The sequence below is a fragment of the Bacillus sp. TH17 genome, from assembly GCF_016651125.1.
GTDB classification, from domain to species: domain Bacteria; phylum Bacillota; class Bacilli; order Bacillales; family Bacillaceae_G; genus Bacillus_A; species Bacillus_A mycoides.
In genome coordinates, this window is the sequence record NZ_JAEKEN010000001.1 from 3,135,941 (window position 1) to 3,148,968 (window position 13,028).

The 13,028-nt window shown below is 34.5% G+C and carries 15 protein-coding genes; 1 reads left to right on the forward strand and 14 read right to left on the reverse strand.

What is annotated here, in order from left to right; genetic code table 11:
* Window positions 1-4: 4 nt before the first annotated feature.
* The 10 genes from JFT95_RS15905 to JFT95_RS15950 form a co-directional block, all read right to left on the reverse strand.
* Window positions 5-484, reverse strand: a complete 480-nt coding sequence (locus tag JFT95_RS15905; RefSeq protein WP_002033656.1) for a GNAT family N-acetyltransferase — start codon at window positions 482-484, stop codon at window positions 5-7.
* A 218-nt stretch (window positions 485-702) separates the two neighbouring features.
* Entirely contained in the window at window positions 703-3,123 is a 2,421-nt protein-coding gene (locus tag JFT95_RS15910; RefSeq protein WP_201052779.1) for a heavy metal translocating P-type ATPase, read from the reverse strand.
* A gap of 94 nt (window positions 3,124-3,217) precedes the next feature.
* On the reverse strand, window positions 3,218-3,424 hold the full coding sequence (gene copZ / locus JFT95_RS15915) for a copper chaperone CopZ (RefSeq protein WP_002033654.1): 207 nt from the start codon (window positions 3,422-3,424) through the stop codon (window positions 3,218-3,220).
* Between the two features lie 194 nt (window positions 3,425-3,618).
* Entirely contained in the window at window positions 3,619-3,921 is a 303-nt protein-coding gene (locus JFT95_RS15920; protein WP_002014668.1) for a metal-sensing transcriptional repressor, read from the reverse strand.
* Between the two features lie 387 nt (window positions 3,922-4,308).
* A complete protein-coding gene (locus JFT95_RS15925; RefSeq protein ID WP_000849103.1) occupies window positions 4,309-4,536 on the reverse strand; it encodes a hypothetical protein in 228 nt (75 codons plus the stop codon).
* Between the two features lie 259 nt (window positions 4,537-4,795).
* Window positions 4,796-5,743: a cation diffusion facilitator family transporter gene (locus tag JFT95_RS15930; RefSeq protein ID WP_201052780.1), complete on the reverse strand. Its 948-nt coding sequence runs from the start codon at window positions 5,741-5,743 to the stop codon at window positions 4,796-4,798.
* A 92-nt stretch (window positions 5,744-5,835) separates the two neighbouring features.
* A complete protein-coding gene (locus JFT95_RS15935; protein ID WP_002066749.1) occupies window positions 5,836-6,096 on the reverse strand; it encodes a ferredoxin in 261 nt (86 codons plus the stop codon).
* A gap of 60 nt (window positions 6,097-6,156) precedes the next feature.
* Window positions 6,157-6,879 carry a 2,3-diphosphoglycerate-dependent phosphoglycerate mutase gene (gpmA, locus tag JFT95_RS15940; protein ID WP_033731155.1) on the reverse strand — a complete coding sequence of 241 codons (723 nt, stop codon included), beginning with the start codon at window positions 6,877-6,879 and terminating at the stop codon, window positions 6,157-6,159.
* 66 nt (window positions 6,880-6,945) lie between these two features.
* Window positions 6,946-7,320, reverse strand: coding sequence for an ArsR/SmtB family transcription factor (locus JFT95_RS15945; protein ID WP_002066747.1), 375 nt, complete (start codon window positions 7,318-7,320; stop codon window positions 6,946-6,948).
* 111 nt (window positions 7,321-7,431) lie between these two features.
* Window positions 7,432-8,508 (reverse strand): helix-turn-helix transcriptional regulator, encoded by a 1,077-nt coding sequence (locus JFT95_RS15950; RefSeq protein WP_201052782.1) that lies wholly within the window; start codon window positions 8,506-8,508, stop codon window positions 7,432-7,434.
* Between the two features lie 91 nt (window positions 8,509-8,599).
* Between JFT95_RS15950 and JFT95_RS15955 the strand changes: the two genes are divergently transcribed.
* Entirely contained in the window at window positions 8,600-9,289 is a 690-nt protein-coding gene (locus JFT95_RS15955) for a class I SAM-dependent methyltransferase (protein ID WP_201052784.1), read from the forward strand.
* Window positions 9,290-9,333: 44 nt separating this feature from the next.
* Here JFT95_RS15955 and JFT95_RS15960 read toward each other — a convergent pair whose 3' ends face one another.
* From JFT95_RS15960 to JFT95_RS15975, 4 genes are read right to left on the reverse strand one after another with little or no spacing between them, the layout of a single operon-like run.
* Window positions 9,334-10,152 carry an alpha/beta hydrolase gene (locus JFT95_RS15960; RefSeq protein WP_201052786.1) on the reverse strand — a complete coding sequence of 273 codons (819 nt, stop codon included), beginning with the start codon at window positions 10,150-10,152 and terminating at the stop codon, window positions 9,334-9,336.
* Window positions 10,153-10,168: 16 nt separating this feature from the next.
* Window positions 10,169-10,990 carry an ABC transporter ATP-binding protein gene (locus JFT95_RS15965; RefSeq protein ID WP_201052788.1) on the reverse strand — a complete coding sequence of 274 codons (822 nt, stop codon included), beginning with the start codon at window positions 10,988-10,990 and terminating at the stop codon, window positions 10,169-10,171.
* A 15-nt stretch (window positions 10,991-11,005) separates the two neighbouring features.
* Complete coding sequence (locus JFT95_RS15970) at window positions 11,006-12,028, reverse strand: FecCD family ABC transporter permease (protein ID WP_002087982.1); 1,023 nt, start codon at window positions 12,026-12,028, stop codon at window positions 11,006-11,008.
* Complete coding sequence (locus JFT95_RS15975) at window positions 12,021-13,028, reverse strand: FecCD family ABC transporter permease (protein ID WP_002066739.1); 1,008 nt, start codon at window positions 13,026-13,028, stop codon at window positions 12,021-12,023. Before JFT95_RS15975 ends, JFT95_RS15970 begins: the two co-directional genes overlap by 8 nt.

The following is a 13,028-nucleotide window of genomic DNA, read 5'->3' on the forward strand; positions in this document are numbered from 1 at the left end:
TCATTTATGAGAAGGCTATTTTTTTCATGACATAATTAATAAAAATCTGACCATTATGCTGCTTATTTTGTTCCTTTATGCAAATAAAACCTTTGCTTTCAAAGAAAGGTTTTGCTGTAATACTCGCCTCTGTATATATATCCCTATGCTGCAAGTTCACTGCTTCTTTTTCTAACTTCTGTAGTATGTATGATGCTATCCTTTTTCCTTGATAATCTTTATGCGTAAATAAGCGATCTACGTAATGATCATCATTATAATCCCCAAATCCCACTATCACACCTTTATAATCAGCAACGTAACAAATATTCTTTTCTAAAGACTGTAGCCATCTCTCTCTATCTAGTCGCTCTGGGGCCCACGCCTGTAGCTGTAACTCGTTATAATCTTTTGCATTCACCGTATGAACCGTTTCATAGAACAATTGTAATACTTGCTCTAAATCCTCTTTCTGGAATGTTCTAATTTTAATATCTTTAAACATATGTAAAACTCCTTATCAAACTAACTCTTTTATTTCGGTTATCCGGATAATTATTTTGTGTTTATTTTCGAAGCAGTTTCTTCCACTGTATATGATTCTACTTCTGCTCTTTCTATATTATATCGACTTTTCCTTCTAAACGAACAATAAACAATACTTATACAAAGTATTGTTTATTGTAAAAAAGCATATTAAATTCGCTTTATAGCTGAAAGTGTTTAAGATTTCAATTTAACTCTTTGTAATCTTAATGCATTTAATACGACTGATACAGAGCTAAATGCCATTGCTGCACCTGCAACCCAAGGTGCTAAGAAACCGAGCGCCGCAATTGGAATTCCTAGGCCGTTATAAGCTAACGCCCAGAATAGATTTTGCTTAATATTTCTAATCGTCATTTTACTCATAAAAATTGCATCAGCAATACTATTTAAATCACCACGGATTAACGTAATATCTGCCGCTTCCATCGCTACATCCGTTCCGGTTCCAATTGCCATACCGATATCCGCCGTAGCCAGTGCAGGAGCATCATTTATTCCATCTCCAACCATTGCTACTTTCTTACCTTGCGCTTGCAGTTTTTTCACTTCTTCTGCTTTTCCTTCTGGTAATACTTCTGCAATTACGTGATCAATACCAACTTGCTTAGCGATTGCCTGAGCAGTTTGTGTATTATCTCCTGTAATCATAACAACGTCTAGACCCATTTTCTTAAGTCTTGCGATAGCTGCTTTTGAAGTATCTTTTACAGTATCCGCAACAGCCACTATACCAGCATATTCTTTATTAATCGCAATAAGCATTGCTGTTTTTCCTTCTCGTTCTAGCGCTTCCATCGATTTAGAAACTTCTTCAATATCAATATCGAATTTCTTCATTAATCGACGTGTACCAATTAATAATTGTTTCCCTTCTACGACTGATTCGATGCCGAATCCCGGAATCGCTTCAAATGTTTCTGAACTTGGGATAACAATTTTCTTTTCTTTAATTCCTTCTACAATCGCTTCTGCAAGTGGGTGTTCAGAATTTTTTTCTGCCGCACCTACTAAACGTAGTATTTCTTCTTCATGGAATCCATCTGCTACAATTACATCTGTTAACACCGGCTTCCCATTTGTCACAGTACCTGTTTTATCTAGAATAACTGTATCTAATCGGTGGGTTGCTTCTAAATGCTCCCCGCCCTTAAATAAAATGCCATACTCAGCCGATCTTCCTGATCCAGCCATAATAGATGTAGGTGTCGCAAGACCTAATGCACACGGACAAGCGATAACAAGTACTGCTATCATTTTCTCAAGTGCTCCGCCAAAATCACCAGGTGTAACAAATAGCATCCACACTGCAAATGTGATAATAGCAATTACAACTACAACTGGTACGAAAATACCAGAAATTTGATCAGCTACCCTTTGAATAGGAGCTTTTGAACCTTGAGCCTCTTCTACTACTTTAATAATTTGAGCTAATGCAGTATCTCTTCCTACCTTAGTTGCTTTAACTTTTAAAAATCCATTTTTATTCATTGTAGAACCGATTACTACATCCCCAATTGTTTTATCAACAGGAATACTTTCACCTGTCAACATCGATTCGTCTATCGCTGACTTCCCTTCTACAATTTCCCCATCTACCGGGATTTTTTCCCCTGGTTTCACATAAACGATATCACCAGCTACCACTTCTTCAATCAATATTTTCATTTCTGTTCCATCTCGCACGACTGTAGCAGTTTTCGCCTGTAATCCCATTAATTTTTTAATTGCTTCTGATGAACGTCCTTTTGCCTTCGCCTCAAATAATTTACCTAAAATAATTAATGTAATAAGTACTGCACTCGTTTCAAAATACAAGTCTGTCATATGTTCCGAAGAACCAATCGACCTAATACTTAAATACACACTGTAGAAATATGCCGCAGACGTTCCAAGTGCAACGAGAACATCCATATTAGCGCTTTTATTACGTAACGCTTTATAAGCCCCAACATAAAACTGCCCACCAATGATAAACTGAACTGGAGTTGCAAGAGCCAGCTGCACCCATGGGTTCATAAGCATATCAGGTAAATAAATAAACGATGTAAATGAGAAATGGCTCACCATTGCCCACAGTAACGGGAATGATAAAATAAACGAAATGATAAATTTCTTCTTTTGTCGTTCAATTTCTTGTAAGCGATGATCAGTTGATCCATCTTGCTCATCTGATTTCACTTCCAATTTATATCCTAATTTCGTAATTGCACTCTTCATTTCATTTACATTAATTTCATCAGGATTAAAATCTACTGTAGCTGATTCCAAAGCGAAATTTACTGTCGCTCCGTTCACACCTTCTAACTTATTTAAACGCTTTTCTACTCTATTCGCACATGCTGCACATGTCATTCCCGAAACAGTAAACTCAGCTTTATCACTTACAATTCCATATCCTAACGATTCAACTTTTTCTTTAAAGTATTGCGGACTTGTTTTCGCTGGATCGTACATTATTTTTGTTTTTTCAAGTGCAAAATTTACATTTGCATCATGAACACCTTCTACTTTTTTCAGACCTTTTTCAATTCTATTGGCACAGGCTGCACATGTCATTCCTGATATTTGAAGATTGGCCTCTTTTTGTTCATTCATGTCTCTCACCTCTATATACCCTTATGAGGTATAATTATTAGCAAAATAAATCGTACTTCGTTTAAAGTACGATTTATTTCTATATTAAAAATTATTATTGAATTTCATAACCTTGATCTTCAATTACAGCAACGATATCTTTTAACGTTACAACTGATGAGTCGATAGTAACTTCAACAGTTCCTTCTGCTAATTGAACTTTTACTTGTTCAACACCGTTTAGTTCTTTCACATTACTTTCAATAGAATTTACACAATGCCCACAAGACATACCCTCAACTTTTAATGTTAACTGTTCCATTTAAAATCCTCCTCTTGTTTATTCATTGTTTATTAATCACAACTACATCTTACCATACCCCCTAAGGTAATCAACGGTTTTGTATCATGATTTTTATTTTTTTCTAAAATCTTTATTTTTTTGCTCCAATTATGAATTTATATATCTTCTCCTATATAAACAAAAGCCAAGCTAGTCAAATACTAGCTTGGCTTTTATGCTTTTGAAAAACGTTCAAATACTGTCATTAATTCTTCAATTGCTTCGTCACCATTACCATTTTTAATAGCTCCTGAAACACAATGACTCGTATGATTTTTTAAGACACCCATTCCTACTTTTTTCATCGCTGCATTAATCGCAGAAATTTGAACTAAAATATCCACGCAATAACGATCATTTTCAATCATATTTTGAATACCACGGACTTGGCCTTCAATTCTCTTTAATCTATTTATAATTTGTTCTTTTTCTTTTTCTGATCTATGTGTTACTGATTCATGGTCCTTATGATCCATATTATCACCTTCTTAAAGTTTCTCTTCATCCAATAAAACAATTGCTTTTATGAGTATACCAATTATATCATCAAATATCTATGTAGGATACCCCATATGAGTATATTTTCGCTTTATGATTATTCTTAACACATCATTAGCTTCTCAGTCTCAATTAATATGATACCCTTTCTTTTTTTCAAAAAAACATTTCATCTCCCATCAAAACTCAATAAAGTGAAACTTTAATCACCCCTCACCAATCGAGCTTTTACGGGTAGCTAATGCGGGATAAAATGAAACAATAATAAGCGGAGATTGTCCATTCCCCGCTTATTATTCGCCTACAAATATAAAAGCCTCAATCTTCACACATTTAAATCAAGGCTTTTTTCTTCCTATATATAATTATTGCTGGTCACATACTTTTGTATCATTCACTACTGAAGTTCCTTCAACGGTTACCGTATGAAAACAGTCATTTACACGAACTGTCACAACATTATCTTGCCGATCAATGATATGATATTCATTAAAATTTTTATTCAGAGCACTGCGAATTTGTTCTCCTTCATAAATTGGAATGCCATGTGATAAAACCCAAATAAGCCCAGCGATAGCAAGAATAGTTTTCATACGATCTACCTCCTTGAGAATATAGTGAACTTTAAATCCGCGCTTTTTCAGCTTTACTAATCATAAATTGAATTAACCAAGCCCTTTTGGAAGTAAGTTCATTTCGTCTATTTTATGTTTATGCTAATTGTGACCGAATTGTGACAACTTTTTGTCTGTTTAGACGAAAAGTTGAAACAAAACTTTCAAAAAGGACAATTCTACTTGAACAAACGAAAGGCTATGGAGAATTTCCCCATAGCCTTTCGTTTGCATTTTATTAGACAATCATTTCATTATGTTTAATGTTAAGTGTTTCAATTTGAATTGTAGCATGTTCAATATGGAACTCTTGCTTTAACATATTAATAATATTTTGAAGGACTTCTTGATCATCTTGTTTTTTATCAATCATTACATGGACGCTTAATGCATCTAATCCAGATGTAATTGTCCAAATATGAAGATCGTGTATATCACGTACACCTTTTACTCCTTTAATCGCTTTCTTAACTTTTTCTATTTCAATTGAAACAGGTGTACCCTCCATAAGTATATGAATGGAATGTTTTGTTACTCCCCACGCACTCTTTAAAATCAATAGAGCTACAACTACTGAAATAATTGGATCTGCAATATACCATGAGAATAATGACATAAGTACACCAGCTACTAATGCGCCAACTGATCCTAAAGCATCCCCAAGAACATGTAAATATGCGCTACGTAAATTCACGTTATTTTTTACATCACCTTGTCTCATGAGCGCCCATGCACTAATTAAATTTGCTAATAAACCAATTGATGCGATTAACATCATTGGACCACTTGCTACAGTTGGTGGTTCAAAAAAACGACCAATTGCTTCCCATACGATAAGCCCTGCTACAACAAATAATGTAATTCCATTAATTAATGCTGCTAATATTTCAAAACGATAATATCCATACGTTTTTGTAGAAGTAACCGTTCTAGCTGCAAGTCCTATTGCAATTAAACTTAATAATAATGAACTTGTATCACTTAACATATGTCCTGAATCAGATAATAAGGCCAAACTATTTGTAACTAGTCCTCCAAAAAATTCAAGGAACATAATAGTTGCTGTAATTACTAAAGCTGTAATTAACCCTTTTCTATTCCCTTTCCTGCTCTCCTCAAAATGATGATGTCCATGCGAATGCCCGTGAGTATGTCCATGATGTTGGTGACCGTGATGATGTCCCATATAAATTCCTCCTTTTATTAATCTATTAACATTTGTTCTGAAATTCACCACTTCTATCTGTCTATTGCTTTTATTAATATAGAAACGCGGTTTTAATCCATTCTCATACCATTTTCTAATTTTTGATTTTCAAACGACTCTTTTCCTACTCGAATCGAATTTGTCGGACAACTTTCATATGCTGCCACCATTGCATTCAAAAATGTAGTTGGAATTCCAATTATTCCTTCATTGTGATCTAATGCACCAAATGCTTTACTTTTACAATCCAATTGATATATATCTGGTGCTATAGAGCGGCATAATCCACATGATTCACAAGTTTCTTTATTTACAACAGTATAATGTAACAATATTTGTTACCTCCATTAATACCATACAATACTAAGGTAGGGTATATCAAAAAGATTATTTTACACTATTTTTCTTTCTATCACTTCTCCTTTTCCCCTTAAATAATAATGACATATCGGTTTTAAATCGTTATCTAATTCATAAACTAATGGTGTTCCTGTTGGAATGTTTACATATTCTATATCTTCATCTGAAATTTGATCTAAATGTTTTACTAAAGCTCGTATTGTATTTCCATGCGCTGCAATAATCACTTTTTTTCCACCTTTTAAATTAGGGGCTATTTCTTCATCCCAATATGAAACAACTCGTTTTTCTGTATCTTCTAGATTTTCTGTAAGGGGAAACTTATTTTCTTTTAAATCTCTATACTTCGGATGTGCCGCTTCATATCTCTCATCATCTTTTGTAAGAGCTGGTGGGCGTACATTTGTTGAACGTCTCCATAAAGTTACTCTCTCATCACCATATTTTCTCGCTGTTTCTTCTTTATTTAATCCTTGAAGTGCACCGTAATGTCTCTCATTTAATTTCCAGGTTTTATGAATAGGTATCCACATCAAATCCATTTCCTCAAGAGTAATCCACAAAGTACGCATCGCTCTTTTTAAAACAGATGTATATGCTATATCGAATGAGAATCCATCGGCTTTCAAAATCTCTCCAGCTTCTCTTGCTTCTCGAAGACCAGCATTTGATAAGTCTACATCCGTCCAACCTGTAAACCGATTTTCAACATTCCATTCACTTTGTCCGTGCCGTATTAAAACTAGCTTTACCATACTTATTATCTCCTCTCCTTTTAAAGTTACATTTTCATAAAGAAGTATCTTTATGAAAATGCATGATTACATATCAAGTTCTTTCTTGTTCATTTCACTACTATGACTAAACGCTAATTCAATTAATCCATTTACGTGAGAGTCATCTAATGAATAAAAAACAAGTTTCCCTTCTTTACGCTTTTTCGCTAATCCTATTGTTTGTAATAGTCTTAAATGATGCGATGCCGTTGCAATACTGCTATGAATAATACTTGCGACATCTCGTACGCAAAGCTCATTTTCCGTATACAGCGCATAAGCAATTTTCAAACGTGTTTCATCTGCAAGTGCCTTAAACATTTTCGCTACACTACTTATATTTTCTTTCTCCAACATGTCACTTGCATGCTTTACTTTTTGCTCATCGTGATAACAAAGTTCACAATGTTCTTCTTTCATAAGTAACACCTCTTATTCAAGTATATATTTGATTATGTATACAGTATACCTTATTAACCGAAAAAAATTATAAAAAAAGAATCCTAAATGACTTTGGATTCTTTTCTATTATTACTTCTCTTTAGAAAAACAAAACTTCGAAAAAACCTCCCATATAAGTTCATTTCTACTACATACCCCTACCTTTTCAAAAATGGATTTAAAATGATCTTGAACTGTATACGTAGAAATATGCAATTCTTCCGCCACGTCTTTTGTTGACATTCCTCTAACAATCCCTACTATCACTTGCTTCTCTCTTTGAGAAAGACTATAAGAATCTGCAATAAGGGGAAAAACTTCTTCCGGCCTCGCTCTTTCAAACAAAACTATATAGCCATCATTACAACTACCGTAACCTTCTAACCTACTCGCGCGAATAACTAAAAATTGTCCACAAGATAAACCAATACCTACCATTTCCCCTTCATCTGCTGCTTCCCTATTAGATTCGTTGGCTTTCACTCTTGAACAAACCGCACGTATTGGCCTTGGAACGTCATCTTCATTCAATTGTTCATATGTTCTAAGAGTGGATAGCCACGCCTTTCCATTTTGATCCCAATATAGTAGGTCAAATTTTTCATTTAATATAATCGTACCCGTTCCTACTACTTCCACTTGTTCCTCTGAACATGTTATAAATGATTTTCTTAATGTATCTCCCACAATAGAGCTTATTTTTGATAAATACTCACATTCATTTTGTTGAAAAGATACTCTTGTATTATCTCGAAACAAACTTAAGTGTCCAAAACATTTTCCTTTACTCATACAAACCACTCTTACTTCATCTATAAAACCGGCTGGTTTTAAAATATTTCGATACCTAGCGCTTTTTATCGGATTATCATTTGTGACAATACGTATCGCGCCAACATGGGGGGCCTTTCGTGCTAAATCTTTAAATTTGTTGTAATCATCCTCTAAAAATTCATTCATAAATAACAGCGAATGCAGCTGTTCAATTATTCGATCTGTATATGCCCCGGTTGATAAAAATGTGCGTGGGTCTATAGCGGTGAAGTAGGAAGCATCAAATGGAATTAACTTTTTTAATATATTTAAAAACCCTTTTTGGAATTGTCTAGTTGAGCTCTCGCTTTCCATTAACACTGTTATTTCTTTCGTTGCCTGTTCATAAATCATCTTTATTCCCCCCAGATTTATGGGATTGTTTCCTCTAACCATTTCATTTCATAATAAAGTGAAACTTTATTGTAAAAGAGGAGGTTAAAAAATGAGCTGGAATGATTGTACTGTACATACGTATGAACGAACAATTCCGTTGAAAATCCCTGGATATTTTACCCTATATGAAATGATGAATCATTTCTTATTTACTACACTCCCTAAAGAAAATATGAATCCAAAGTTACTAATTATAGGTGCTGGTGGTGGACAAGAAATCCTCTCAATAGGCAAACAAAATAGCAATTTTTATTTTACAGGTGTTGATCCATCTGAAAGCATGCTACAGTTAGCTAAAAAAAGAATTGAAAACGCAGGCATACAAAATCAAATTCACTTTGTACATGGAACTGTTCATTCATTATTAACCAATCCATTATTTGACGCTGCCACCTGTATGCTTGTTCTGCACTTCATCCCAACTATGAAGGGGAAAAAAGAGTTACTTAATGAAATTAGTAGTCGCTTAAAGCCCGGTGCTCCATTCTTTCTCTCTTCAATAAATGGTATACCCCATACAAGTATGTTTTCTGCACAATTAAATGCTTGGCGCAACCACATGATGCAAAATCAAATTCCATTAGAAGATTGGAACCGATTTGAAAATTCTTTTGAAACAGAAATATTTCCTATTTCCGAAACGAATCTACTAGCTATCATGGAGGAATGTGGATTTACTCAAATCAATCGCTTTTTCACAAGCTTTTTAATTGATGGATACGTAGCAATAAAACAATAATGAAAAAAGGTAAGCAATTGCTTACCTTTTTTCATATACGTCTTCTACACTTGACTAATAAATCTCAATCCTTTACTTAAAGAAGTCGGCACAACAGATGCATGATTCTCCCCTTCAGCTTCATAAAACATAAATCTAAACTGATTGTGTTTTACTTGGAGAAGGCGCTCTGATAATTCGTTTGCACCTACAACCATATGCTCTCGTTCCAATGACCCAACTGTAAGGAATACTCCCGTTTCAACCTTAGCATTGTTTAATTCATTTATAAGATTCTTTTCTTTTTCAAGCACGGATTGGTTATTCCACCAAATAGATGGACTACTTATAAAATAATTTTGAAAGGCATTTACGTTTGTGAATAGTATATGTAAAGCAAATAGACCACCTAAAGAATGTCCAAATAACGTTTGCTTTCCTTTATCAATCTCAAATTCCTTTTCAATTTGTGGTTTCAATTCTTCTTCAATAAAAGTAAAGAAATTATGCGCTCCCCCTGTTTTAGGCCACGGTTTACCGTCCGGTTTTAACGGAGCATCTTTTGAAATTACGCTAGGCGTAAAATCATAGCATCTTTCTTCACCTGAAAATGCCCCTTCAATACGATAACCAATACCTACTATAATGGCTGGTGAAACACCTGTTTTTTCTGCTCTAACTGATTGTATTTTAACCGCTTCATGGAATGTTTGAAAAAAGGCATTGCCATCTAATACGTATATAACAGGATATCCTGACTCTGGTGCCGGCTGCCTCGGCTTTGAAATATGAATTTGATATTCCTTACCTTCTAATTTTGAATACATTTTCCACTGTTCTGTATTAGATGTAATAATCTGCTGTTTTTCAATAGTAGTATTCATCTTACATCCCCCCTTCTTAACTCGTTACATATATTTCTACTTTCTCTTCTTGAGATATAACGCTATCGTATCCAAAACAAACAGGAGACCCATTATACGGATCAATCATGACACGCGCATCAATATGAAATACTTCTTTTAATACTTCATTTGTAATAATCTCTTCTGGGCTTCCAGTTGTAACGATTTCCCCTTCCTTCATTGCAATAATTTCATCTGAAAACCTCGCTGCATGGTTAATATCATGTAATACCATAACGACCGTACAATTATGTTCTTTATTTAACTTCTCCACAATTTGTAATACATCTAATTGATGAGACATATCAAGATATGTCGTTGGTTCATCTAGTAGTAACACTTCTGTCTCTTGTGCTAATGCCATCGCTAGCCATACTTTTTGTCTTTGTCCACCTGATAAATTCACAATTTGTCTCGTTCGAAACGCTGATGTTTTGGTAATATCTAATGCCCAATCAATCATTTCTTTATCTTTTGAAGTTAACTTATTCACGTTATTACGATGTGGATAACGCCCATAAGAAACCAACTCTTCTACCTTAATCTCTCCCGGGGCAATCGGATTTTGCGGAAGCAAAGCTAACTGTTTCGCGATTTCTTTCGTTGAAATCGTATTTAAATCTTGTCCTTGTAAATATACTTTACCGCTTTTTTGTTTTAAAATTCTTCCCATCGTTTTTAATAATGTCGATTTTCCGCATCCATTTGGACCTATAATTGTCGTTACTTTTCCCTTTTGTATTTCCACATTTAAATCGCGAAACACTGTAAGTTTTTCATAATTTGCTTCCAAGTTTTTTGCACTTAAAATATTCACTTGTATTTCCTCCTCTTACGCTTTCGCCTTATAAAGTAAATATAAGAAATACGGTACACCGACAATAGCAATAACAATCCCTACAGGCAATTCTGCAGGCATAAAAATTGTTTTTGCGATAAAATCTGAAGCAATTACAAGTAGCATCCCAATTACTCCGCATGTAGGAATTACATATTTATGTTGAATGCCAACAAGTCTTTTGGCTATATGTGGCGCCATTAGACCAATAAATCCAATACTTCCTGAAACAGCAACACATGCACTTACAAGTCCAATACTGCTTAATAATAGAATAGACTTCTCTCTTTCTACTGAAACACCTAGACTTGTAATACTCGTTTCTTCCAATTGAAATAAATCTAGCAAATAAGCTTTCTTTTTTATAATTGGAATTAATATAATAAGCCATGGCAACATTGCAATAATGTATTTCCAGTTTGCATTATATATGCTACCTGAAACCCAGACAGCTGCCATTTCAAAGTCAGTTGCTTTCATTTTCAATGATAAATACATAGAAAACGCTCCGAAACCTGACCCTATTGCGATCCCTGTTAGTAACAGACGCTGTGAATCTAACTTTCCATTTCGCCAAGAAAATATATAAATTAATATAGCCGCGCCTAACCCTCCAACTAAGCCAAACATCGGCATCATCATTATAGAAATCCAATCCGTACTCTTTATTTGTCCTTGGAAAAAGAACATAAAAATTACGATTGCAGTTCCTGCACCAGCATTTACTCCTAAAATACCCGGATCTGCTAAACCATTTCTCGTAATCCCTTGAATAACAGCGCCAGCTATCCCTAGACCTAATCCTACTAGGCCAGCAATTATGATTCGCGGCAGTCTAAAATCAAATATAACTAAATCATGTTCTGGGACTGGATCAATCCGAAAAATTGTTCGAAAGACGTCCATAATTGTAATATCAAATGTACCATTCGTTAAGCTAATATAAATGGTACATAAAATTAAAAGTATAATAGTACCCATAGTCATTACAAAACGCTGACTTGAGCCTTTAAGCATGTCTCTCTCCCCCTCTTGTACGAATTAAATAAAGGAAGAAAGGAATTCCAATTAGAGACGTAACAACGCCTATTGGTGTTTCAAATGGATAGTTTACAAATCTGCTTAACACATCACATAAAGCAAGAAACACACCACCAATTACTCCAGCACAAGGCACAATCCATTTATAATCTACACCGATTAAAAAGCGGGTAATATGAGGAATAATTAGTCCTACAAAACCTATTTTCCCTACTAAAGCAACTGCTGTACCAGTCAGAAATACAACAGATAAAATTGCAGTCATTTTTATAATTTTCGTACGCTGTCCTAAATTAATAGACACTTCTTCTCCCAATGAAAGGATTGTAATAGATTTTGAAATAAGAAGTGCTAAAATAATACCAACTATACCAAAAGGAATTGCTAATTTAAGTATATTGGGATCTACTTGATCTAATTTCGCATTGTACCAAAAACTAATATTTTGAGAGACTTGAAAATAAGAAGCAATTGCGGCAGAAAGACTACTTAAAAATGTCCCTATCACGGTTCCTATAATTGCTAATCTTACAGGTGACAATCCGTTTCTAAGCAGTGAACCAAATCCAAAAACAATCCCCGCGCCTAATGCTGAACCCAGCATAGAACATAAAATCATGTTGACTGAAGACATTCCCGGAAGGAATACCATACACATTGTAATAACAAAAGCAGAACCATCCGTCACACCCATAATAGAAGGGGATGCAAGATAATTCCTTGTCATCCCCTGCATAAGTGCTCCTGATATGGCTAGAAAAGCTCCAACTAAAAGAGCTCCAATTACCCTTGGTAAACGAGATGTAACAATAATATTATGATTTACATTACTCGAATCAAAATGAAACAATGCATTCCACGTCGTTTCAAAATCGATATTTTTTGTCCCATATAAGATAGATAAAATAACAGTAAGTAAAATACATATGGGTGCTAAGCATAAAATTATCATTGGAAGTGAATTTATTTTCCGCAT

Coding starts and splice junctions, on each gene's coding strand:
- JFT95_RS15945 (WP_002066747.1), bottom strand. CDS start 7,320: ATGAAAGAAGAACATTGTGAACTTTGTTATCACGATGAGCAAAAAGTA.
- copZ (WP_002033654.1), bottom strand. CDS start 3,424: ATGGAACAGTTAACATTAAAAGTTGAGGGTATGTCTTGTGGGCATTGT.
- JFT95_RS15955 (WP_201052784.1), top strand. CDS start 8,600: ATGAGCTGGAATGATTGTACTGTACATACGTATGAACGAACAATTCCG.
- JFT95_RS15920 (WP_002014668.1), bottom strand. CDS start 3,921: ATGGATCATAAGGACCATGAATCAGTAACACATAGATCAGAAAAAGAA.
- JFT95_RS15970 (WP_002087982.1), bottom strand. CDS start 12,028: ATGCTTAAAGGCTCAAGTCAGCGTTTTGTAATGACTATGGGTACTATT.
- JFT95_RS15910 (WP_201052779.1), bottom strand. CDS start 3,123: ATGAATGAACAAAAAGAGGCCAATCTTCAAATATCAGGAATGACATGT.
- JFT95_RS15975 (WP_002066739.1), bottom strand. CDS start 13,028: ATGCGGAAAATAAATTCACTTCCAATGATAATTTTATGCTTAGCACCC.
- JFT95_RS15960 (WP_201052786.1), bottom strand. CDS start 10,152: ATGAATACTACTATTGAAAAACAGCAGATTATTACATCTAATACAGAA.
- JFT95_RS15905 (WP_002033656.1), bottom strand. CDS start 484: ATGTTTAAAGATATTAAAATTAGAACATTCCAGAAAGAGGATTTAGAG.
- JFT95_RS15950 (WP_201052782.1), bottom strand. CDS start 8,508: ATGATTTATGAACAGGCAACGAAAGAAATAACAGTGTTAATGGAAAGC.
- JFT95_RS15930 (WP_201052780.1), bottom strand. CDS start 5,743: ATGGGACATCATCACGGTCACCAACATCATGGACATACTCACGGGCAT.
- JFT95_RS15925 (WP_000849103.1), bottom strand. CDS start 4,536: ATGAAAACTATTCTTGCTATCGCTGGGCTTATTTGGGTTTTATCACAT.
- gpmA (WP_033731155.1), bottom strand. CDS start 6,879: ATGGTAAAGCTAGTTTTAATACGGCACGGACAAAGTGAATGGAATGTT.